Raw genomic sequence first — 19,842 nt, 5'->3', positions numbered from 1 at the left:
GGTTCCGGCGGCGGGGGCAGGGAACCCATGACCGCGCAGGTCAGGGGGTCGGGTGTCGGCGGACCTCGTGGTCGTGGCGCTAGCGAGGCACCGTAAGATCGTCTCCGCTCACGGCTCCCCGAGTGGCCGAGGACGAGCGTTCCGAGGAGGGGGATCCCAAGATGGAAACCGGCAAGGACCACGACAGAACGAACCGCGTCGTGGTGGTCGCGGCGGTTGCGTCGGTGCTGGCCTTCGGCACCGTGGCCGCCCTGTGGGGGCTGGGCGTCCTCAAGGAGAACCGGACGCCGGCGACATGCAGCGGGCCCGGACCCAACGACCCCGCGGCGGCGTACCAGGCGCTGTGCGCCGCGCTCAACCGCCCTGATCTGCCGACCCTGCTCGGCACGCCGGACGACCACGTCTCGACCGCGCAGCCCGGGACCTTCGCCAACGGGGTGGCGATGGCGGAGGTGCGCTTGCAGCGCAGTGTCGTCGGTGTCTCGGACAGTCAGACCTCGGTCTGGTCGATGGCCGACACCCAGCAGTTCCACGCCGAGCGGGCCACCGTTCTCGGTCACCCCGCGGTGACCTACTCCGGTCACGCGCTGAAACTCTTCCCCTCGAACGGGAAGTCCGGCGGGGACGGCCCCGTCACGCGGAACATCGTCGTCGCGTGGGATCCCAAGGACCCCGGCGGCCGGGCCTACGAGTTCACCGTCTTCCGGCAGGACGGCCAGGCCCCCGACGACGCCGCTCTGCGCCGGGTCGCCGAAACGGTGCTGCCGACCCTCCCGGGCTGGGTCGCCGCCCAGTAGGTCCGCGCCACGGCCGACACCGTGAGGCGGCGGCGAGGGGGAGGGGCGAACTGCGGGCGAGCAGCGCGAGCGGGGCCGGCAGCTCGTACGCCGGCCCCTTCGCGACGACCCCGTGCCGCCCCCGCCGCCCGCGGTCAGCTTTCGGCACCCAGGTGGACCGTGAAGAACTCGGCCAGCTTGTCGACGGTCGGGTCGATGTACTCCTCCCGGTCGTAGAGGTCGACGTGACTCGCGCCCTCGATCCGGTACAACTCCTTGGGTCCGGTGGCCCGTTGGTGCGCCTCGACAGCCATCCAGGAGGTGACGGCACGCTCGCCGACGATCTGCAGCATCGGGCGGGGGCCGATCAGCGGGACGGCGAAGAACGGGTCGTAACAGGCCAGCCTGTCGATGCTCTCCCAGGCCAGGAACTTCGCGGACCGCTCGTGCTCACCGCGCGAAGTGCAGTAGTACTCGAAGCCCTCGGCGCCGTGCTCGCCGCCGAGCGCGCCCGCCTGCTCGGCCGTCTGCGGGAACATCGTCATCACACCGGGGTCCTGGCCGCGGGCGGCGGCGGTGCGGGCCCGGGCGGCCGCGTCCAGCAGGGCCCGGAAGACCGCCGGGTCCTGGCCGCCGTCGGCCCCCAGCCGGAACTGGCGGGAGGGATCGGCGGTGCACACGGCGGCCACCGCCCGGACCCGGCGGTCACCGCCGGTGGCGGCCAGCGAGTAGCCACCGGACGCGCAGATGCCGAGCAGGCCGATCCGCCCTTCGGCGACCTCCTCGCGGGTGACCAGGTACGACACCGCGGCCTTGAAGTCCTCCACGCGCTGGGCCGGGTCCTCCAGCCCGCGTGGCAGACCCCCCGACTCGCCCTGGTGGGCCGCGTCGAAGGCGAGGGTGACGAACCCGCGCTCGGCCATCCGCCGCGCGTACGCGCCGGAGGTCTGTTCCTTCACCCCCGTGCCCGGGTGGCCGACCACCAGCGCCGCAAGCGGGCGGGGCGCCGGATCGTCGGGGATGTACAGGTGTGCGGCGATCTCGATGCCGGCGCTGTCGAAACTGATGTCGGACCTGGCCATGCGGGCACTCTTCCTGTCGGTCGGCTCGTCGCCTGCTCGTCGGCTCCGCCCCCGTTCCGGGCGGGCGTCGCCCCGGACCTCACTCTGGGTCCGGGAGGAGGCCGGCGGAACAGTCAAATGACGCTGCGCCCGACAGGCCGCGCGCACCGACGTTGCGTCATCCGCACGACGCCACGCCGCCCCGGCCTCGCGAACGGCCCCCCGGTGCCCCGGCGCGTACGGCTCGTCCGGCGGGTCAGGGCGTGCCGGACAGGACTTCCACCTCGCCCGTGTCGAGCGAGTAGTAGGCGCCGACCACGGCGAGGGAGCCCTTCTCCACGAGTGGGGCCAGGTCCTGGTTGGAACGCAGATCGGCCGCGGTCAGCGTGACCTGGGCGCGGGCCATGGTCTCGACCGGGTCGGCGCCGCCTTCCCGGGCCGCCTGTTCGTACGCCGGCTGCAGGGCCTTGACGATCGCCTGCAGGTTGCCGGGCAGCGGTTTGTTGTCACGGAGGGACTCGTACGCCGCCTTGACGGCGCCGCAGCGCTGATGACCGAGGACCACGACGAGGGGGGTGGCACTCGTCATGGGCCCGTACTCGACGGAACCGGTGACCACCGGGCCGACCGCTTCCCCGCCCGTGCGCATCACGTAGAGGTCGCCCAGGCCGGTGTCGAAGAGGAGCTCGGGCGGCACCCGCGAGTCGATGCACGAGAGGATCGCCCCGAAGGGCTCCTGTTCCTGGGCGACGAACTGACGCCGGTTCGGATCCCGGTCGGGGTGGTGGAGGTCTCCGCTCACCCAGCGCTTGTTGCCGTCCATCAGCCTCGTGAACGCCGCGGCGGGCGTGGTGGGCCGTGCCTGCGGCGAAGCACTGGTCGAGGACGAGGCCGCCCTCGTCGCCGCGCACCCCGTGAGCGCGGCCGCGGCGCCCGCGAGGCCGCCGGCAAGCAGCGTCCTACGACCCGGGTGTCCGGCTCTCTCCATCGGTTGATCCCCTCGATGCCGCTCGGACACGTTCCGTGCCTCGACCCGGCCGATTGTCCAGCGGGGTACGGGTGGCCCGGCGGAAGGCGCAAGCGGGCGCGGGCCACATTGCCGCGAACGGCCCACGGAACCCGCTCGGGCAGCCCGTCGGGCCGGCCGGGCGGAAAATCGGGTGCCCCGGGGCGCCGGCCGCGTTACCCTCGCTGCCATGAACGTCACCGGCCCGATCACCGCCACCGCGCGAGCGACCAGCTCGCCGGTTGCCGCCGCCTGACGTACCCCTCCCCACGGCGACCGGAAACGGTCCGCCGGTGGTGGCTTCGAGGTGTTTCCTCCTCGGTTCCGATGATCGCGTGGACCTGTTGTCCGGTGCGTCGTCCCCTGACACACGCGACGCACGCGACACACGCGACTCACGCGACTCACGCCAAGGAGCCACCCCGTGAACACCGACCAGCTCGTCCGCACCTTCATCGAGTACTTCGAGGAGCGCGGCCACCGCCGGATCACCGGCGCGACCCTGCTGCCCCCGCCCGGAGACCCGGTGCTGTTCACCACCTCCGGCATGCACCCCCTCACGCCCTACCTGGAGGGGCGCCCGCACCCGCTCGGCAGGCGGCTGGTCAACGTCCAGCGCTGCCTGCGCACCACGGACCTCGACGAGGTCGGCGACCGCACCCACCTGACCGTCTTCGAGATGCTCGGCACCTGGTCCCTCGGCGACTACGAGGGCCCGCAGAGCCTCGACTGGGGCTACGGGCTGCTCACCGACGGGCTCGGCGTCGACCCCGGCCGGCTCCATGTCACCGTCTTCGGCGGCGACGACCGGGTCGGCCCGGACACCGGCTCGCTGGAGCTGTGGCAGGACCGCGGCGTGCCGGCCGAACTCACCGTCGAGGACAACTGGTGGTCCAACGGGCCGACCGGCCCGTGCGGCCCGGACTCGGAGATCTTCCTGTGGACCGGCGACACCCCGCCGCAGTCGACACCCACCCGGGACGACCGCTGGGTGGAGGTGTGGAACCACGTGATGATGCGCCACCGGCGCCTCGACGACGGCACACTCGTCCCGCTGCCCCAACGCAACATCGACACCGGACTCGGCCTGGAACGGCTCTCCTCGCTGCTGCAGGGCCGGACGTCGGTCTTCGAGTGCGACGTCTTCGACCCCTGGCGCCGCCTCGTCCCGCCCCTGTGGCAGCTGGACGAACCGTCACTGCGGCTGGTCTGCGACCACCTGCGCTCGGGCATCGTCGTCATCGGCGACGGCGTCCGCCCGTCCAACACCGGCCGCGGCTACGTGCTGCGCCGCCTGGTACGCCGGGTGCTCACGGTGCTCCGCCGGGACGACCCGCGGCGCGGACTCGGCGACCTGCCGCTCGAGTTGGTCCGGCACACCCTGGACCGCTTCCGCCAGGACGTGGACCCGGAGTCCGTGCGCCGGGTGCTGCTCGACGAGGAACTCCGGTTCGACCGCCTCCTGGAACGCGGCCGCCGGGTGCTCTCCCGCCCCCGCTTCCGCGGCTCGCTGACCGAGGACGACCTCCACTACCTCCACGACACCCACGGCCTGCCGCGCGACCTCGTCCTGGACCTGCGGTCGCGGTGACGGTGCAACCGACGCGGGGCGCGTCCTCGGATCGCTCGGATCCGCGGACGCGCCCCGGCCGCTCTCCCGGGATCCGCCCTTCGTCGTCCCGGGTCAGCCGACGGGCGTTCGCTGCTTGCGCCAGCGGGCCTTGTGGAAGATCGGTTCGACGGCGACGACGCAGAACGCGTGCATGGGCCGGTTCGTGCCATGGGGGTCGAAGAATCCGACCATGTCGCCGAGGAAGCTCTCGCCGTGCCGATGGACGTGGCTGTCCTGGGCGACTTGGTCGCCGACGGCGGTGAGCCAGTCGCCGATCCAGAACAGGAGTTCGGCGCGGGCGGTGATGATGATCGTCGCGGCGTGCTCGGCGAAGCGGGCGGGGTGGCGATCGGCTCGGCGACGGACGTCGTCGGGCCGATCGTGCGACCGTGCCGCCGGGGCGGTCACCGTCAAGGGCGCCGAGGCGCGGCGCATCCCGTGCCGCAGACCCGGCCAGTCGGAAGGCCGCAGTCCCGTGTCCTCACGGGCCAGGAGCACGGGTCGCGGCCGGGCGTCGCCGCCGCCGAAGGAGGTCACCAGTCGGTCGGTCGGCGGGACCGGGAGGTGGATCGCGCTGTGCGGGCTCGTCGCGGCGACGCGGAACAGGGCGCCGAGGCGGAGGAGATCGGCGCGGTTCGCGTACAGATACCCCACCTGGCTGTCGGGCGGGAGGACGAACGTGTTGCGGAGCATGGGACCGGTGCTCAGGATCCGGCCGAGCCCCGATCCGAGCCCCGATCCGAGGCCTGATCCTGGCCCGGATCCTGGACCGGCAACCGGATGGCTCGTCAGTTGCAGCCGCATCCGCCCGTCGTCAACCCCCATGTGCCCAGTACAGCACGCGTACCGACGGCCTCAAACTCCTTTTGTGAAGCCCCGCACCCGCATCCCTCGCCACGGAGTGCCGACGCCGGCCCACGCACGGCTATTGACTCCCAGTCCAACAATGGCGATCCTCGTCACACCGAGTGCGCGGTCCATGACAACCGGCCCGGACGGGTCGGTCCGCGCGTCCCGGACGGTGCCCGGTGCCCGGCCCGCGCCACCCCCTCACCTCGGACCCGGGTGGTGACCATGCACCAACTCCGCAGCAACAGGCGCGGATTCGTCGCACTTCTGGCCGCACTCCTCACATTGGCCGCCATGGTGCTCGCCGCTCCGGCGCCCGCGGCGCCGGGCGGGGGCGCCGGAACCGGCGGGACCGACGGGACGGGTGGGACGGGCTGGTGGAACCCGACCGCACGGCCCGTGCCCGACTCGCAGATCGACGTCACGGGCGAGCCGTTCCGCGGGACCGACGCCCAGGGCAAGGTCCGGGGCTTCGTCGACGCGCACGACCACATCATGGCCAACGAGGCCTTCGGCGGCCGACTCATCTGCGGCAAGTCCTTCTCCGCAGCCGGGATCGCGGACGCGCTGAAGGACTGCCCCGAGCACTACCCCGACGGCTCGCTCGCCATCTTCGACTTCCTCACCAAGGGCGGCGACGGCAAGCACGACCCGGTCGGCTGGCCGACCTTCAAGGACTGGCCGGCCCACGACTCGCTGACCCACCAGCAGAACTACTACGCCTGGATCGAACGCGCCTGGCGCGGCGGCCAGCGGGTCCTCGTCAACGACCTGGTCACCAACGGGGTGATCTGCTCGGTCTACTTCTTCAAGGACCGCAGCTGCGACGAGATGACCTCCATCCGGCTCCAGGCGCAGAAGACGTACGAGCTGCAGGCGTACGTCGACACGATGTACGGCGGGCCGGGCAAGGGCTGGTTCCGGATCGTCACCGACAGCACGCAGGCCCGCGAGGTGATCGAGCAGGGCAAGCTGGCCGTCGTCCTCGGTGTGGAGACCTCCGAGCCGTTCGGCTGCAAGCAGATCCTCGACGTCGCCCAGTGCGGCAAGGCCGACATCGACCGCGGCCTGGACGAGCTGTACGGGCTGGGCGTGCGCAGCATGTTCCTCTGCCACAAGTTCGACAACGCGCTCTGCGGGGTGCGCTTCGACGAGGGCGCGCTCGGGACGGCCATCAACGTCGGCCAGTTCCTCTCGACCGGCACCTTCTGGAAGACCGAGAAGTGCGCCGGGCCGCAGCACGACAACCCGATCGGGCTCGCCCCGGCGCCCGAGGCGCAGAAGCAGCTCCCGGCGGGGGTGGCGGTGCCGGCCTACGCCGGCGACGCGCAGTGCAACAGCCGCGGGCTGACCGACCTCGGCGAGTACGCGGTGCGCGGGCTGATGAAACGCAAGATGATGCTCGAGGTCGACCACATGAGCGTCAAAGCGGCCGGGCGGTCCTTCGACATCCTGGAGTCCGAGTCCTACCCGGGCGTGCTCTCCTCGCACAGCTGGATGGACCTCGACTGGATCGAGCGGGTCTACCAGCTCGGCGGCTTCGTCGCCCAGTACATGAACGGCGCCGAGGCGTTCAGCGCGGAGGCCAAGCGCACCGACGCGCTGCGCGCCAAGTACCACGTGGGGTACGGCTACGGCACCGACATGAACGGCGTCGGCGGCTGGCCCGGCCCGCGCGGGGCGGACACCGCGAACCCGGTGCGCTACCCGTTCCGCAGCGCGGACGGCGGGTCCCTCATCGACCGCCAGACCACCGGCGCGCGCACCTGGGACATCAACACGGACGGCGCCGCGCACTACGGCCTGGTACCGGACTGGTTGGAGGACATCCGGCAGGTCGGCGGCCAGGGCGTGGTGGACGACCTCTTCCACGGAGCCGAGTCCTACCTCACCACCTGGGGGGCCTCGGAGCGGCACCAGGCCACGGTGAACCTGGCCGCGGGCCGCCCGGCCACGGCCAGTACCACCGAGTGGTGGAACCCGTTCGTCAGCTACGCGCCCGGCCGGGCGGTGGACGGCGACCCGGGTACCCGCTGGGCCAGCGAGTGGAGCGACGACCAGTGGCTTCAGGTCGACCTCGGGGCCACCAACCTCGTCGGGCGCGTCACGCTGGACTGGGAACGCGCCTACGCGCGGGCGTACCGGATCGAGGTCTCCACCGACGGAAGCAACTGGCAGTCGGTGTGGTCCACCACCACCGGCGACGGCGGCCTGGATACCGCACGGTTCGCCGGCGTCCCGGCCCGCCACGTCCGCATCCACGGGGTGCAGCGCGGCACCCAGTGGGGCTACTCGCTGCACGAGGTCGGCGTCTACAGCAGCTAGGCACCGGGCCCCTGTTGGGCGGGGTCGGGGTCCGTGGGCCTCACCGCTCCCGGAACTCGCCCTCGCCCGGAGCCGACTCCCATCCGGTGCGGCCCGTCCGCGCGATCCGGCGCCGGGACCGTTCGGCCCGGTCCGTCACCTCGAACCAGACCAGCACGACGACAGCCAGGACGGCCAACCCGGCAGGTGCGAAGGCCCACACGGTACGGGAGTACAACCAGAGCAACAGGCCGAGGGCGGCCGAGCCGAGGATGGCGTACGAGAGCCCCAGCCGGCTGCCGGGCGAGCTGCGGTGGATCTCCTCGATCTGCGCAGCGGCGTCGCCCTCGGCGCCGCCGGTGAACTCGCCGGGGTCGAAGAAGAAGGGCTCGATGTCGCCCTCCTCCCAGCCCCGTTCCGCCCGGACCGCCCGCCTGCGGAAGCCGCGGCGCCGCGGGCCGTCTGGTGCCGCGTTGTACCCGCTGCTCATTCGCTCCTCCTCCTGGGGGCGCTGTGCCCGGCCCGTTGCGGTGTCGGGTTCAGCCGGCCAGCCCGCCGGCGAGCAGATCGGCCATCATCAGCAGCTGCCGTACGTTCTGGTCGCTGAACTCCTGCCGGTCGGGGTCGTGGAAGACATCGCTCCAGGAGTCCGTCTTCGCGTCCACCGCGAGCACGCCGAGCGGTACGCCAGGACCGTGGCGGGGGAGGCGTCGTGCAGCAGGCCGCCCCGGCGGCCCGGCGCCCGGCACCGCCGGTGTGCCGTGGCCGGGACGGGCGCGCCGGGCGTGCCAGACTCGCACCACCGGGTGCCGCGCACGGGCCCGGCGGTGGGCCACCGGTCCCGCCGCATGCGACGGAAGGTGCGACGGCATGGCCTTCGAGGGCGCGGTCCCCGACGTCTACGAGCGGTACCTCGTGCCGCTGCTCTTCCGCCCCTACGCCCGCGACCTGGCACGGCGCCTGGCGCAGCGCCACCCCCGGGACGTGCTCGAGACCGCCGCCGGCACCGGCGCGCTCACCCGCGAGCTGGCCGCCGTCCTGCCGAGGGACACCTCGATCACCGCGACCGACCTCAGCCGGCCGATGCTCGACCGCGCGCAGGCCGTGCCGCTCGCCCGCCCGGTGTGCTGGGCCGCGGCGGACGCCATGGCACTGCCGTTCCCGGACGGCTCCTGCGACGCTGTGGTCTGCCAGTTCGGGGCCATGTTCTTCCCCGACCGCCCGCGCGCCTTCGGCGAGGCCGTCCGGGTGCTGCGGCCCGGCGGTGTCCTGTCGTTCAGCGTGTGGAACGACATCGCGGCGAACGACTTCCTCGCGGTGACCGAGGCGACCGCCGCCGAGCTCTTCCCCGCCGACCCGCCGGACTTCCTGAGCCGCATTTCGTACGGATACCACGACGCATCCGCGATCGCGCGGGACCTGGCGGACGGCGGCTTCACCAGCGTCCCGCAGATCGAGACCGTCACCGAACGGGGCCGCGCCGACTCGGCGAAGGACGTGGCGACGGCCCTGTGCCAGGGCACCCCGCTGCGCGGCGAGATCGAGGCCCGGGGCGGGCACAGCCTGGACGAGGTGACCCGGGCGGTCACGGCGGCGATCGCCGACCGCTTCGGCACCGGCCCGGTCGAGGGGCCGCTCAGCGCGCTGGTGGTGACCGTCACCCGCTGACGGCCCCGGCGTTCCCGCCGGCAGACTGCGCTCCTTGAGGCGGAGAGCCTCGTGAACGCCACGAGCACGTGTCGCGCCCCCACCGCACCACGTCGGAGTCCGTCGTCACGCGCTGTGGGGGTGGTGGGCACCGCGGGCGTGGTGGGAGCCGAGGTCGGTCGCGGGGCCATCCGGCGCGTCGCCGTCAGCCGTCGTCGCTCGATTTGCACGCGCTTGTTGGCATGGAGGAAGGCGTGCAACTCCGAGGCCGGTGTGAAGGGCGCGATTACCAGCACTGCGGTGAAGAGCGGACCTGCCATCATCACCGTGCCGACCCAACGCGCGAAGGTGGCACGTCCGTTTCGTCCGGCCCGTGAACGGCTTGTGAACGCGAGCGAGGTCCGGTACCCGTGTGGGCACCGGACCTCGCCCGACAGTGGAGCGCCAGGCCCGGGTTGCACGGACTCTCCCTACTGAAAGTAGGGCGTGCTCTGGTAGCACCGCTGACGCCTGGCGAGGAATCATCTCCCTCGCGACAAGAAGAATATTAGCAGGTCAGCAGCCCGCCGTCGAAGTCGATCACGGGGCGGCCGGGGCTCGTCCGCCCCGGGCGGTGCGGTCGGGAGGGTTGTGTCCCGTGTCCGGCGGTGGTTGCCTGGGCGGGTCAACTTCCGCCACCAGGGCGGGTGATGAAGTGGGAGGTAGCACATGCCGGATATGACTGGCGGGTTCGCGAGGCTGGCTGTCACGAGTGTCGTCGTGGCGGGTGCCGCGTTCGGCCTCGCGACGCCGTCGCACGCTGCCGAGCGGGAGGTGCCGGTGTCCGCTGTCTCCGGGGCCCACGAACTCGCCGAACTCGCCGCGCCCGTGGCGCGGGGGATGGAAGCGGCGAACCAGGGGCACTACCTGTAGAACCCGAACCCGTAGGACGTGTCCGGGGTGCGGAGGCGGTGGGCTGCGGCTCGTGGCCCGTGTTCTCGCCGAGTCTGTCGTCGTCGGGGGCGCGGACACCCCGGACTGACACAACCGTACGAGTAGCGCAGTGGTTGACATCGACGGTAGGGGGCCGGCGGATGAGCAGGACGCGCGGGGCACTGGTCTGGGGTGCCATCGTCGCCCAACTCCTTTTCACCGTATCGTGGTTGGTGGGCAGTCTCGCGGAAGGCCGGCACTACCGGGTGTCTGCGGAGGGCATCAGTGACCTGGGTGCGCTGACGGCCGGTCATCCCTGGTTCGTGCTCACGGCGCAGGGCGTCGCGGGCCTGCTGACCATCGCGTTCGCCCTGTTCGCGCTGGGCCCGGCGCTGGCCTCCGGCGGAGGGAGGCGGCCGGTGGCCGCGTGGTTGGTGGCTGCCACCCCGCTGGGGCTGGACAACGTCTGGGACCTGTTCTTCCGGCTGGACTGCCGGGCGGCCGATCCCGGGTGCGTACAGAGCCTCGGTTCGGCCTCCTGGCACGCGACCGGGCACCTGGCGATCTCGTTCCTCAGCTTCCCGGTCATGGTGATCACGCCGTCCGTCCTGGCCGCCCGGTTCCGCGCCGTCCCGGCCTGGCAGGGGTACTCCGGCTTCGCGCTGGCCTTCAGCTCGGTGATGTTCATCGGGGTGATCGCCTTCATCGGACTGCACGGACACGACGGCGCCGGCTACGCGGAACGAGCCCTCGCCCTGGCCGCCTCGATCGGCCTGGTGCTGCTGGCCCTGGCGACTCGGCGGGCCCTGACCGGCTCCGCCGACCCAGAGCCCGCGCCGCTGACAACCGCCCGCGCCTGAACGGCCCGGCGGGTCACGGGCAGCAGGCCGAGCGTGTCGACCACGATGTGCCGTTCGCGGCCGTTGATCAGTTTGCCGCCGTCGAAACCACGGAGTACTGCCAGACGCTCTCTGCCCCGGTCGTGCCAGGATGCTCGGCATGTCTGCTCGTGCACTGAGCTTCGGGGCAATCGCGGAAGCCTACGAAAGGTTCCGGCCGGGGTATCCCGCAGAGCTCTTCGACGTGGTGATGGCATACGCGGGCCGGCCGGTTCGGACCGCCCTGGAGATCGGTGCGGGGACAGGCAAGGCAACCCGCCTGTTCACCGAGCATGGGGTCGCGGTCACGGCGACGGAGCCCGACGCCGCCATGCTCGCCGAGCTGAACAAGGCCGTTCCCGCGAACGTGACGACCGTGCGGGCCGCGTTGGAGGACCTGCGGCCGGGCGAAACCCATGGGTTGGTCTATGCGGCGGCAGCCCTGCATTGGACACGCCCGGAGGACCGGTGGCCAAGAGTGGCCGCGCTACTGGAACCGGACGGTGTGTTTGCCTCGTTCGGTGGCCCGGTTCAGCCGGCCGATCCGGCTGTCGAGGAGTCTGTGCGTGCGGCACGGGCGCCGTTCCTGGAGAGCGACGAGGTTCCGTCTCCCGACGGGACTGCTCCGGATGAGGAGATGCAGTGGCCGGGTACGGAGCTGCAGCGGTCTCCGTTGTTCCTCGACGTCCAGCAGGTCGTCATCAATCGGTGCTTGACGATGAGCGCTCCTGACTACGTCGGCTATCTGTCGACCGTCTCGGCGTACCTCCAACTGCCGCGATCGAGGCGGCAGCAGACGTACGACGAGATCGCGCGGGTCCTGCCCGAGACGGTCGAGATCGCCGCCGACATCATCGTCCATCTCGCGCGTCGGCGATCCGGGTAAGTTCGGCGGCCCGAGTACGTCGGCGATCCGAGGAAGGGGCGGCCCTCCTCTTCCGACCGCATCGAACTCGTGATCCGGCACGTCAGGGGATTCGGGCCTCGACGTGGGCGAGTTGGGCGGCGAGGATCTCCTCGAACGCGGCGCGGCGGTCCGCGCCGAGGGGGCGGACGTCGCGGGCGAAGTGGGCCAGGGCGGGGAAGCGTTCGGGGTCGGCGCCGAGCACCGCGACGCGGAACTGCTCCATGCCCTGTTCGTACTCCTCGGGGGTGATGGTGCTGATGCCGGCCTCGGAGGAGATCAGCGCGGCGAGGAGGGTCACGATGCGGTGGTAGCGCGCCGGGATCTCCTGGTCGGGCAGGCCGGACGTGCGTAGGGCCTGCAGCAGTTCCTCCATGACCAGCCGGGATCCGGTGCCGCCGGACCCGTAGCGTCCCCAGACCGTGGCGAGTTGGGGTTGCTCGCCGAAGGCCTCGCGCAGGCGCAGGCCAAGGGCGGTGATGCGCTGCTTCCAGTCGCCCTCGGGGCGGTGGCCGGCCATGGCGGCGAGCAGGATCCGGTCGGCGACCGCGCGCAGCAGTTCGGTCTTGTTGCGGAAGTGGCGGTAGAGGCTGGAGGAGTCGGTCCCGAGCGCGGCGGCGAGCTTGCGCACGCTGAACGACTCGGCGTCGCCCGTGCGCAGGAGTTCCGTCGCCGTATCCAGGATCTCCTCGGTCGACCATCGCCTTCGGCCGGTCATCTCGCCCCTCTCGTCAGGACTCAGCCTAGTCTATGCACTTGGCGTTGCACGCGGTGCGTGCATAATGAGGACAACTCAGAGGGGGAGAAGGACACATGAGCGAGACCACTACCGCCGCGCGGCCGCCGGAGCCGGACTTCTCGGCGATCACGACCGAGGAACTACTCGCCTACCGCGACGCGGAGAACCGCTTCCGGGCCTCCAACGCGGCGCGGGCGATCCTCGGAGAGCCGGACCCCGCCGCCGCCATCGACTGGCAACAGATCGCGCTGCCCGGACGCGACCTCCCGGTCCGGGTCTACCGGCCGGCGCCGCCGGGCGACGGCGAAGCCGCCGCCCGAACCGACCTGCCACTCGTGCTCCATGTCCACGGAGGCGGCTTCGTGGGCACGGCGGCGCAGTGCGACTGGACCAACAGCCACCTCGCCACCCGACTGCCCGCGCTCGTCGTCTCGGTCGAGCACCGCCTCCTCGCCCCGGACAGCCCGCTCACGGACGCCGCCGACGACGGCTGGGACATGCTCGACCACGTGCTGCGGCACGCCGCGCAGTGGGGCGTCGACCCGGCGCGCACGGCCGTCTTCGGCGAGAGCTGCGGCGCGCTGATCAGCGCCCTGACGGCCATCCGCGCCCGGGAGGCCGGCCTGGAACTCACGGCGCAGGTGCTGGTCAACCCCGTAGGCGACGTGACTGAGGCGATGTTCGACCACGCCTCGATGGCCGAGTACGCCTACAGCCCGACCCGGGCCCTGCCGCTACTGCGGCTCTTCCAGCGGCTCGCCGCCCCGCCGGGAACCGACGCCCGCGCACTCTCGCCGCTGCACGCGGACGACCTGAGCGGCCTCGCTCCGGCACTCGTGGTGCTGCCCACCCAGGACGCCCTCGCCGACCACGGCCGCCGCTACGCCGAGCGGCTGCGCGCGGCCGGGACTCCCGTACGGCTCTCCGAATACCCGGGCGCGAAGCACGCGTTCCTCACCCTGCCCGGCGTCGAACCTCAGGCCGAGGCCGCCCAGGCGGAGATCCTCCGGTTCCTCCGCGCGGCCCTGGCGAAGTGAGGGAGCAGGGAAGGCACCCCGCCCTCGGACCCAGGGCGGCGTCGTTCTGGAGATGTGTCCGGTTTGATCACATGATGCCCAGTGTGGTGATCGGGCGGGCGGCGTCCCGGGCGTGGTGACGGATGCCTGCGGCGATGTTGTCGTGGCCGGTCAGTCGCAGCGCACCGATGGCGAGGTTGCGCAGGGTGGCCATGGCGCGGGGCGCGGTGCCGGTGCGGACGCGGGAGGGGTCCTCGGCGTATGCGGTGTCACGCACGTGATGGAGCTTGTTCTCGACGCCCCAGTGCTCTCGGTCGCGCTGCGCGATCTCCACCGGACCGGCGTGCTCGGGCGTGAGGCTGGTGACACCGTAGACGCATCGGCGAGTTGGCCCAGGCCAGCTGGGATGGGCGATGATGAACAGGCAGGCGCCCGCTGACCTGCAACTTCAAGATGGACGCAGCTCATTGGGCTCCGGGCTCGCAGTCGGCCCCAGCGGCGGAGTAGCTGACTGGGTGAGGCTTGTGGTGGCCCGGCAGCGGGTCTGCCGGGCCATGTTCGGTCAGTGGGTGTCGGTGCGCTTTTCTAAGCGGGTGCCGTGGCGAAGGGTGATCGACATCAGGTCGCTGGGAACGTCCAGTTCCAGGCGGTGCCAGCGGCCACGGGGGACGATCACCGCGGTGCCTGCCTGCAACCGCACCATGTCCTCGGTGCCGCCGGGCCTGTCGGAACGGAAGTAGAGGCGGAGGCCGCCGGTCAGGCAGCACACCGCTTCCTCGGCCTGCGGGTGCATCTCCCAGTGGTCGGCGTGAACGTCGGCGTCGGTTTCCACGTGGAACGTGGCGATCTGCCAGGCGCCGGAGTCGCTGCTCGTCATCTGCCGTTCGACGGCTCGGACGTCGCCGTCGGGGTGGAAGTGCAGCGCCGAGGCGAACAGGTCGATGGGGGTCGTCGTCATGATGATGTTCCTTCCAACTGGCTCTCTGTGGGAGCGGTGGGTCGCGGGAGAGGTGTGACGGCCCGGCGGCGCGGCAGTACGCCGATGGCCACGACCGCCGCGAGCACGAAGAGGGCGGCGGCGATGGCCAGGCCCAGGACGTAGCCGTCGTTGAGTGCGGCGGGGTCGGTGGCCGGGCCGGTGTGGTGTGCGGCGATGGTGGCCAGGGCGGCCAGGCCGATGCAGCCGCCCAGTTGGCGGGAGCTGTTGAAGAGGCCGGAGGCCATGCCGGCCTCACGCGGAGCGACGCCGGTGGTCGCGGCGGCGGCGACCGGGGCCAGCACCAGTCCGGTACCGATGCTGGTGACGAGGGACGGGCCGAGTACGTCGGCGAGGAAACTGCCGTCGGGGCTGATGAGCGCGAACCAGGCCAGGCCCGCGGCGGCCAGCAGGGCGCCGGGCACGAGCGATGCGCGAAGTGTGCGGGTGGAGGTGATGCGGGTCGCGGCGACGGTGCCCGCGACCAGGCCTGCGGAGAAGGGCAGGAACGCGGCGCCGGTTGCTGCGGTGCCCATGCCCAGGACCTGCTGCATGTACAGGGACACGAAGTAGAACGCCGTGAACTGCCCGGCCGCGGCCAGGAACACCAGCACGTTCGCGCCGGCGACCCAACGGCTGCTCAGGAGGCCGAAGCGCAGCAGGGGTGCGGTGACTCGTGACTCGGCGAAGACGAAGGCGGCCAGCAGCGCGACCGCGGCGGCGAGGGTCGCCCACGTGATCGGGGAGCCCCAGCCAAGGGTGTCGGTGCGGACGACACCGAACACCAGTAACCCGACTCCGCCGGTCGCCAGGACGGCACCCAGCACGTCCAGCCTCTCGCGCCGGGCGGGCTGTGCTCCGGCGGGCACGCCTGCGGGCACCAGCGCGAGAGCCGCCACGACGATGGGCAGGTTGATCAGCATGACCCAGCGCCAGCCCGCGTACTCGGTCAGCAGCCCACCTGCCAGCACGCCCAGCGCGCCGCCTGCGGCGTTCACCGCGCTCCACACCCCGAGCGCGCGGGCGCGCTGGGGGCCTTCGGTGAAGGTGGTGGTGAGCATCGCCAGCGCGGCCGGCGCGGCGGCAGCGGCGCCCAGGCCTTGCCCGGCGCGGGCGGCGATCAGTTGCCAGGGTGCCTGAGCCAGTCCGCCCGCCAGTGAGCACAGCCCGAAAACGGCCAAGCCCAGCACGAACAGTCGACGCCGGCCGTACAGATCGCAAGCGCGGCCACCCAGCAGCAGTAACCCGCCGAACGTGAGCGCGTAGAGGTGCACGACCCACGACAGGTCGAGCGGCGCGAATCCCAGCGCTGTGCGGATCGCGGGCAGTGCGACGTTGACCACCGACATGTCCAGGGCGAGGACGAACTGGGCGACGGCCACTGCCGCCAGCACCGCTCCGGGGCGCCCCCGTAAGTTTTTATACATGTAAGGAAAGTAGCGCGAAGGGATCGCCGCTGTCGACACCTGGGGGATGATGGGAGGCATGCCGCAACCGTCCGCACCGCGTAAAACCCTCGGCCGACCTCCCCGCATCCTCCTTGCGGAGGTCATCGAGACGGCCAACCGGATCGTGACCGAGGAAGGCGTGAACCGGCTGACCATGCGGCGACTGGCCACAGAGATCGGCAGTACGCCGATGGCGCTCTACCACCACGTCCGCAACAAGGAAGACCTGCTCGTCCTGCTACTGGACGACTACGCCACGCGGACACTGCGCCGACCCGAACTGCCTGCCCACCCTCGCGAGCGGATCGTCGCCGCTGCCGCCGCGATCCACGAGGCGCTCGCCGCCTGCCCCTGGATCACTGAGGTGCTGACCGCCGACGACTTGATGTCCACGTCCGCACTGTGGTTCGTCGAGCAGATCGTCGATGGCCTGGTCGAGTGCGGACTGACCCCTGAGCAGGCCGTGCGCGGCTACCGCGCGATCTGGTACTACACCGCCGGTGAAATCATGGTCCGCGCGGCAGCGACCCGGCGGCGCGCACACGATGACCGTGCGACCTACCGGGAGCGAGTCTTCGCCGATCTCGACCCGGGCGAGCTTCCCCGCTTGGCACAGGTCGCGGACCACTGGGCGTCGCTGACCGCTGAGGACACCTACCTGGACGGGCTCCGAGCCCTGGTGGACGGCCTCCTCACCACCCGCTGACGGACCGCGGCCGCCAATGAACGCGTCAACGTCCTGCACCGCTGACATTCTGCCAACACACCAGTGCGTCTCCTCTGTCGAGCATGGTCGCCTTGAGCTGGGGGCGCAGCCGCCACTCCTCGCGGGTCTGGGTTCCGCCGGCCAGGGCGCGGGTCATGTGGGCCTCGATGGCGCGGACGGTGAGTAGGTGCAGCGAGACGCCGTAGCCCAGTCGGGCGAGGGCGGCGTCCTCCTGGAGATATGTCCTCCGGGGCTGGCAAATCAAGGCCAACGGCGGCGACAACGAGAAATTCTTTCTCGACAAGGCCTAGCAGTCGGGTCGCCGGGGGGGCAGGGGGAATTCAACCTCGAGCTCTCGCCGAAACGTACGTGACGTTGAGTGGGTATTCGGCAGGATGCCGGTGCCCGGGCTCATGCCGGTGAGTCGGCCTGGGCGTTCACCTGGGACAATGCGCGGATCGTGATCGCCAATGCCATCGTCATTGTCATCGGAAATGAGAAAAGTGCGAAAGTGCCTTCCGTGTCGGGAAGATGAGTCCCTGTCGAAGGTCTCTTTCAACCCGGCAGGGAAGGCACTTCTGCGTACCACCCCGGCGCCCCGACCGCTTCGGACTGATCGCCGCCGGCCTTTCCCCGAGATCGCCTCCGGGGATTCACAGCTGCGCGCGCCTGCCGCGTCCGAGGAGGAGTCAGCCGGACCGTGGTGACAGACGGAGGGGACGCCGCTCGGCACGGCGTCCCCTCTCATGCGCGGCGCGCAGGGCGGCGGGCAGCTCAGGTGGCGGGGAGGCTGTTCGCCAGCTCCCGGAAGCGGGCGGAGGGCCGCATCATGCCGTTGTCGCCGACGTTCAGGTTCTCCAGCCAGCCGTCCCGGTACCAGAAGATCGACGAGGTCAGCGGGGCCGGATCGTTGGCCTGGAGCTGCTTCGACAGGTCGATCATGAAGCGGATCGCGTTCAGTGACGCGCCGCTGCGGATCGGCGCTGCGCAGAACGCGTTGTTCGTCGGCAGGGTGACCAGGGCGCCGTGGGGCAGCTCGACCCCGCCGAGGGCGCTCTCCAGGCGCAGGGCCTGGGCGGCGCCGGGCCACACCCCTGTCCCGTTGACGGCGTAGAGGATGTCGCCGTTCGACGCGTTGAAGGACTGCCGGTTGAGCTGCTCGGTGGCCAGGTTGCCGAAGGCCCGCTCCCAGAGCTCGGCCCGGCTGACGCTCCACTGGTCGGCGGCGTGCTCGGCTATCGACAGGGCCTCGGTCGTCCCGCCCCGCTTCCCGCCGTTCACGCACAGGACGACCGACAGCTCGTCGTCGATCTGCCGGGCCATGGGGTCGGGTCCCAGGGCGCGGGTCGGGGTGACCAGGAGCCGCAGCCGGTCCCGGACCTCGAAGACCGAGATCGCGGCCAGCGCTTTGCACGGGCCGTGCTCGTCGCACAGCGGCTTCGGAAGGTTCTTGCGGTTGCCGAACAGCGGCATGGGGGGCTCCCACGGGTCGGTGCGGTGGTCGGACCAAGGTCACAGCATCCCACCGGAGTTCGCTGCCGTCCCATGGATCGTCCGATTCTCGGACTGCGTCCGGACGGTTTGTCAGGGTGAAGGCCCCGAACCCTGGAACCCAAGGTCGGCTTCGGGGCGTTCACCTTGTGCCGTCAGAGCCCGAAGTTCCAGTCGACGATCATCTGCAGCAGGTCCTTGCGCTCGTCCACGAAGTCCATCGCGATCACGCCGTAGTGCGCGCGTTGGGAGATGCGCGGCGTCAGGTAGTCCCGGATGGAGGGGTTGACGACCTTGGCGATCCTGTACGGATCCTCGGGGAAGGCGCTGGCGCTGGCGAAGTGGATGTACAGCTTGCCGTCGTCCTGGTGGTAGAACGCCGTGTCCAGTCCAGCCCTGACCCGCTGGACCTTGCGGCTGGACCCGTCGCCGAACTCGTCCTGCAGCCAGATCCGGTTGCTGTCCCCCCACCGCAGGGGGTCGTAGCGCCCGTCACCCCAGGTGAAGTCCGACATGATGGGGACGATCTTGCCGCGCACCTGGCCCAAGGTGGGCAGCCCGTCGGGCAGCGAACCGGTCTTGGGGAGCCAGAACCACGGCCGGTAGTTGCCCTTCCCGTCCATGCCGTCCATGTAGTAGTTGAAGATCTCGCTGAACCGGTAGTCCTGCCCCTCGGTGTATTCCTTCCTGATCCGCATGATGATCGTCTCGCGGGGGTTCGACTTCAGGAAGTCGATGCACAGGTTCAGCACGTCACCGAAGTTGATCTTCTGGTAGATCTTGTCGTGGTGGATGGTGAAGACATCGCCCATCACCCGGCACCGGATGTCGAGGAATCGCACCCCCGCCTGGAGCTGCTGGGGGATCCGCCACTCCTGGCACTGGGCATAGCCGAAGGCGCCGCCGTCGTAGAGCGCACAGGTCTCGTGGGTTCCGGGGATCGTCAGTTGCGACAGCTTCACGTTGTCGCCCAGCAGCGACATCCACTTCTCGGTGGGGCGGTGGACGAGGCGGTCCGGTGCGGCGGAGGCCAACGCGCCCGAACCGGCGACGCCCAGCGCACCGGTCGTGGCCGTGAGCGCTGCGGCTCGGAGAAGGGTCCTACGGTTGATCGGCATACAAGAAACCTCCGGAATCGGAGCCCTGATGGGTGATCGGATGTGAACGTCTCTTCTGCCGACTCCAACGGGCCACCGCCCGGGCCCGGTTCATCGTTCGCGAACCGCCCGGCCGCCCGGCCGCCCGGCCACCGGCTACCTGCTGATCGACGCAGTTCTGCGCCCCGCGACCCGTCCGGGTGCTTGGACGCGGAGCCGATGTTCGGCGTCGAGTTCAAGCACCCCGAGAAACGCGGCCGCTTCGGTGAGTTCGGCCCGCAGACTGCGCAGGCGTCCGGCCCTTTCGAGCGGCCCTCGCGGGATCCCTAGCTGTACTGACCACAGAGGTTGGTGACGGGGTTCACAGGCGGGTGATCTTGAAATGAGTGAGGGCCTTCTGGCTCGGTGTGGATTGCGACA

21 protein-coding genes are annotated in these 19,842 nt (G+C 71.0%); 9 read left to right on the top strand and 12 right to left on the bottom strand.

The annotated features are described in order from the left end of the window. Nucleotides 1-161 precede the first annotated feature (161 nt). The gene (locus ACIBEC_RS37735) at nt 162-797 is read left to right on the top strand and encodes a DUF6215 domain-containing protein (RefSeq protein ID WP_360504758.1); all 636 of its coding nucleotides are present in this window, start codon (nt 162-164) and stop codon (nt 795-797) included. Between the two features lie 134 nt (nt 798-931). On the opposite strand, the gene ACIBEC_RS37730 is transcribed toward ACIBEC_RS37735, so the two are convergent. Together ACIBEC_RS37730 and ACIBEC_RS37725 are read right to left on the bottom strand one after the other, a co-directional pair. Then, nucleotides 932-1,858, bottom strand: a complete 927-nt coding sequence (locus tag ACIBEC_RS37730) for an alpha/beta hydrolase (RefSeq protein WP_360504756.1) — start codon at nt 1,856-1,858, stop codon at nt 932-934. A 235-nt stretch (nt 1,859-2,093) separates the two neighbouring features. Next, the gene (locus tag ACIBEC_RS37725) at nt 2,094-2,825 is read right to left on the bottom strand and encodes a carbonic anhydrase (RefSeq protein ID WP_396289974.1); all 732 of its coding nucleotides are present in this window, start codon (nt 2,823-2,825) and stop codon (nt 2,094-2,096) included. Between the two features lie 442 nt (nt 2,826-3,267). On the opposite strand from ACIBEC_RS37725, the gene ACIBEC_RS37720 reads away from it, so the two are divergent. Further along, nucleotides 3,268-4,434 (top strand): alanine--tRNA ligase-related protein, encoded by a 1,167-nt coding sequence (locus ACIBEC_RS37720; RefSeq protein ID WP_360504752.1) that lies wholly within the window; start codon nt 3,268-3,270, stop codon nt 4,432-4,434. Nucleotides 4,435-4,527: 93 nt separating this feature from the next. On the opposite strand, the gene ACIBEC_RS37715 is transcribed toward ACIBEC_RS37720, so the two are convergent. Further along, nucleotides 4,528-5,148 carry a hypothetical protein gene (locus ACIBEC_RS37715; protein WP_360504750.1) on the bottom strand — a complete coding sequence of 207 codons (621 nt, stop codon included), beginning with the start codon at nt 5,146-5,148 and terminating at the stop codon, nt 4,528-4,530. A gap of 381 nt (nt 5,149-5,529) precedes the next feature. Here ACIBEC_RS37715 and ACIBEC_RS37710 point away from each other — a divergent pair, with 381 nt between their 5' ends. Next, nucleotides 5,530-7,629, top strand: coding sequence for a discoidin domain-containing protein (locus ACIBEC_RS37710; protein WP_360504748.1), 2,100 nt, complete (start codon nt 5,530-5,532; stop codon nt 7,627-7,629). Nucleotides 7,630-7,669: 40 nt separating this feature from the next. On the opposite strand, the gene ACIBEC_RS37705 is transcribed toward ACIBEC_RS37710, so the two are convergent. Both ACIBEC_RS37705 and ACIBEC_RS37700 read right to left on the bottom strand, forming a co-directional pair. Then, entirely contained in the window at nt 7,670-8,098 is a 429-nt protein-coding gene (locus ACIBEC_RS37705; protein ID WP_360504746.1) for a hypothetical protein, read from the bottom strand. Nucleotides 8,099-8,147: 49 nt separating this feature from the next. Further along, nucleotides 8,148-8,273, bottom strand: coding sequence for a hypothetical protein (locus tag ACIBEC_RS37700; protein ID WP_360504744.1), 126 nt, complete (start codon nt 8,271-8,273; stop codon nt 8,148-8,150). Nucleotides 8,274-8,478: 205 nt separating this feature from the next. Between ACIBEC_RS37700 and ACIBEC_RS37695 the strand changes: the two genes are divergently transcribed. The 4 genes from ACIBEC_RS37695 (at nt 8,479) to ACIBEC_RS37680 (ending at nt 11,931) form a co-directional block, all read left to right on the top strand. Continuing rightward, nucleotides 8,479-9,276, top strand: coding sequence for a class I SAM-dependent methyltransferase (locus ACIBEC_RS37695; protein ID WP_360504742.1), 798 nt, complete (start codon nt 8,479-8,481; stop codon nt 9,274-9,276). A gap of 687 nt (nt 9,277-9,963) precedes the next feature. Next, nucleotides 9,964-10,167: a hypothetical protein gene (locus ACIBEC_RS37690; RefSeq protein WP_360504740.1), complete on the top strand. Its 204-nt coding sequence runs from the start codon at nt 9,964-9,966 to the stop codon at nt 10,165-10,167. Nucleotides 10,168-10,328: 161 nt separating this feature from the next. Then, nucleotides 10,329-11,027 (top strand): DUF998 domain-containing protein, encoded by a 699-nt coding sequence (locus ACIBEC_RS37685; RefSeq protein WP_360504738.1) that lies wholly within the window; start codon nt 10,329-10,331, stop codon nt 11,025-11,027. 139 nt (nt 11,028-11,166) lie between these two features. Continuing rightward, on the top strand, nt 11,167-11,931 hold the full coding sequence (locus ACIBEC_RS37680) for a class I SAM-dependent methyltransferase (protein WP_360504736.1): 765 nt from the start codon (nt 11,167-11,169) through the stop codon (nt 11,929-11,931). 82 nt (nt 11,932-12,013) lie between these two features. On the opposite strand, the gene ACIBEC_RS37675 is transcribed toward ACIBEC_RS37680, so the two are convergent. Next, nucleotides 12,014-12,667, bottom strand: a complete 654-nt coding sequence (locus tag ACIBEC_RS37675) for a TetR/AcrR family transcriptional regulator (protein WP_360504734.1) — start codon at nt 12,665-12,667, stop codon at nt 12,014-12,016. A 95-nt stretch (nt 12,668-12,762) separates the two neighbouring features. On the opposite strand from ACIBEC_RS37675, the gene ACIBEC_RS37670 reads away from it, so the two are divergent. Next, nucleotides 12,763-13,725 (top strand): alpha/beta hydrolase, encoded by a 963-nt coding sequence (locus ACIBEC_RS37670; protein WP_360504732.1) that lies wholly within the window; start codon nt 12,763-12,765, stop codon nt 13,723-13,725. A 67-nt stretch (nt 13,726-13,792) separates the two neighbouring features. Here the strand turns inward: ACIBEC_RS37670 and ACIBEC_RS37665 are convergent, their stop codons facing one another. The 3 genes from ACIBEC_RS37665 to ACIBEC_RS37655 form a co-directional block, all read right to left on the bottom strand. Beyond that, on the bottom strand, nt 13,793-13,981 hold the full coding sequence (locus ACIBEC_RS37665; protein WP_360504730.1) for a hypothetical protein: 189 nt from the start codon (nt 13,979-13,981) through the stop codon (nt 13,793-13,795). A 285-nt stretch (nt 13,982-14,266) separates the two neighbouring features. Further along, on the bottom strand, nt 14,267-14,662 hold the full coding sequence (locus ACIBEC_RS37660; RefSeq protein ID WP_360504728.1) for a cupin: 396 nt from the start codon (nt 14,660-14,662) through the stop codon (nt 14,267-14,269). Continuing rightward, a complete protein-coding gene (locus ACIBEC_RS37655; protein WP_360504726.1) occupies nt 14,659-16,107 on the bottom strand; it encodes an MFS transporter in 1,449 nt (482 codons plus the stop codon). The genes ACIBEC_RS37660 and ACIBEC_RS37655 overlap by 4 nt, the downstream gene beginning before the upstream one ends. Before the next feature lie 58 nt (nt 16,108-16,165). On the opposite strand from ACIBEC_RS37655, the gene ACIBEC_RS37650 reads away from it, so the two are divergent. Then, complete coding sequence (locus ACIBEC_RS37650) at nt 16,166-16,834, top strand: helix-turn-helix domain-containing protein (protein ID WP_360504724.1); 669 nt, start codon at nt 16,166-16,168, stop codon at nt 16,832-16,834. Nucleotides 16,835-16,859: 25 nt separating this feature from the next. Here the strand turns inward: ACIBEC_RS37650 and ACIBEC_RS37645 are convergent, their stop codons facing one another. The 3 genes from ACIBEC_RS37645 to ACIBEC_RS37635 all read right to left on the bottom strand — a co-directional run bounded on the left by ACIBEC_RS37645 (nt 16,860) and on the right by ACIBEC_RS37635 (nt 19,443). Continuing rightward, a complete protein-coding gene (locus ACIBEC_RS37645) occupies nt 16,860-17,117 on the bottom strand; it encodes a hypothetical protein (RefSeq protein WP_360504722.1) in 258 nt (85 codons plus the stop codon). A gap of 491 nt (nt 17,118-17,608) precedes the next feature. Beyond that, nucleotides 17,609-18,307, bottom strand: coding sequence for a hypothetical protein (locus ACIBEC_RS37640; protein ID WP_360504720.1), 699 nt, complete (start codon nt 18,305-18,307; stop codon nt 17,609-17,611). Nucleotides 18,308-18,480: 173 nt separating this feature from the next. Then, nucleotides 18,481-19,443, bottom strand: coding sequence for a phosphatidylinositol-specific phospholipase C (locus tag ACIBEC_RS37635; protein WP_360504718.1), 963 nt, complete (start codon nt 19,441-19,443; stop codon nt 18,481-18,483). Between the last annotated feature and the right edge of the window lie 399 nt (nt 19,444-19,842).

The organism is Kitasatospora sp. NPDC051164 (assembly GCF_044455625.1).
In the GTDB taxonomy this organism is placed as follows: Bacteria; Actinomycetota; Actinomycetes; order Streptomycetales; family Streptomycetaceae; genus Kitasatospora.
This window is presented reverse-complemented; position numbering and strand designations above follow the sequence as displayed.

Coding starts and splice junctions, on each gene's coding strand:
- ACIBEC_RS37735 (WP_360504758.1), top strand. CDS start 162: ATGGAAACCGGCAAGGACCACGACAGAACGAACCGCGTCGTGGTGGTC.
- ACIBEC_RS37730 (WP_360504756.1), bottom strand. CDS start 1,858: ATGGCCAGGTCCGACATCAGTTTCGACAGCGCCGGCATCGAGATCGCC.
- ACIBEC_RS37725 (WP_396289974.1), bottom strand. CDS start 2,825: ATGGAGAGAGCCGGACACCCGGGTCGTAGGACGCTGCTTGCCGGCGGC.
- ACIBEC_RS37715 (WP_360504750.1), bottom strand. CDS start 5,148: ATGCTCCGCAACACGTTCGTCCTCCCGCCCGACAGCCAGGTGGGGTAT.
- ACIBEC_RS37710 (WP_360504748.1), top strand. CDS start 5,530: ATGCACCAACTCCGCAGCAACAGGCGCGGATTCGTCGCACTTCTGGCC.
- ACIBEC_RS37705 (WP_360504746.1), bottom strand. CDS start 8,098: ATGAGCAGCGGGTACAACGCGGCACCAGACGGCCCGCGGCGCCGCGGC.
- ACIBEC_RS37695 (WP_360504742.1), top strand. CDS start 8,479: ATGGCCTTCGAGGGCGCGGTCCCCGACGTCTACGAGCGGTACCTCGTG.
- ACIBEC_RS37690 (WP_360504740.1), top strand. CDS start 9,964: ATGCCGGATATGACTGGCGGGTTCGCGAGGCTGGCTGTCACGAGTGTC.
- ACIBEC_RS37685 (WP_360504738.1), top strand. CDS start 10,329: ATGAGCAGGACGCGCGGGGCACTGGTCTGGGGTGCCATCGTCGCCCAA.
- ACIBEC_RS37680 (WP_360504736.1), top strand. CDS start 11,167: ATGTCTGCTCGTGCACTGAGCTTCGGGGCAATCGCGGAAGCCTACGAA.
- ACIBEC_RS37675 (WP_360504734.1), bottom strand. CDS start 12,667: ATGACCGGCCGAAGGCGATGGTCGACCGAGGAGATCCTGGATACGGCG.
- ACIBEC_RS37670 (WP_360504732.1), top strand. CDS start 12,763: ATGAGCGAGACCACTACCGCCGCGCGGCCGCCGGAGCCGGACTTCTCG.
- ACIBEC_RS37660 (WP_360504728.1), bottom strand. CDS start 14,662: ATGACGACGACCCCCATCGACCTGTTCGCCTCGGCGCTGCACTTCCAC.
- ACIBEC_RS37655 (WP_360504726.1), bottom strand. CDS start 16,107: ATGTATAAAAACTTACGGGGGCGCCCCGGAGCGGTGCTGGCGGCAGTG.
- ACIBEC_RS37650 (WP_360504724.1), top strand. CDS start 16,166: ATGCCGCAACCGTCCGCACCGCGTAAAACCCTCGGCCGACCTCCCCGC.
- ACIBEC_RS37640 (WP_360504720.1), bottom strand. CDS start 18,307: ATGCCGCTGTTCGGCAACCGCAAGAACCTTCCGAAGCCGCTGTGCGAC.
- ACIBEC_RS37635 (WP_360504718.1), bottom strand. CDS start 19,443: ATGCCGATCAACCGTAGGACCCTTCTCCGAGCCGCAGCGCTCACGGCC.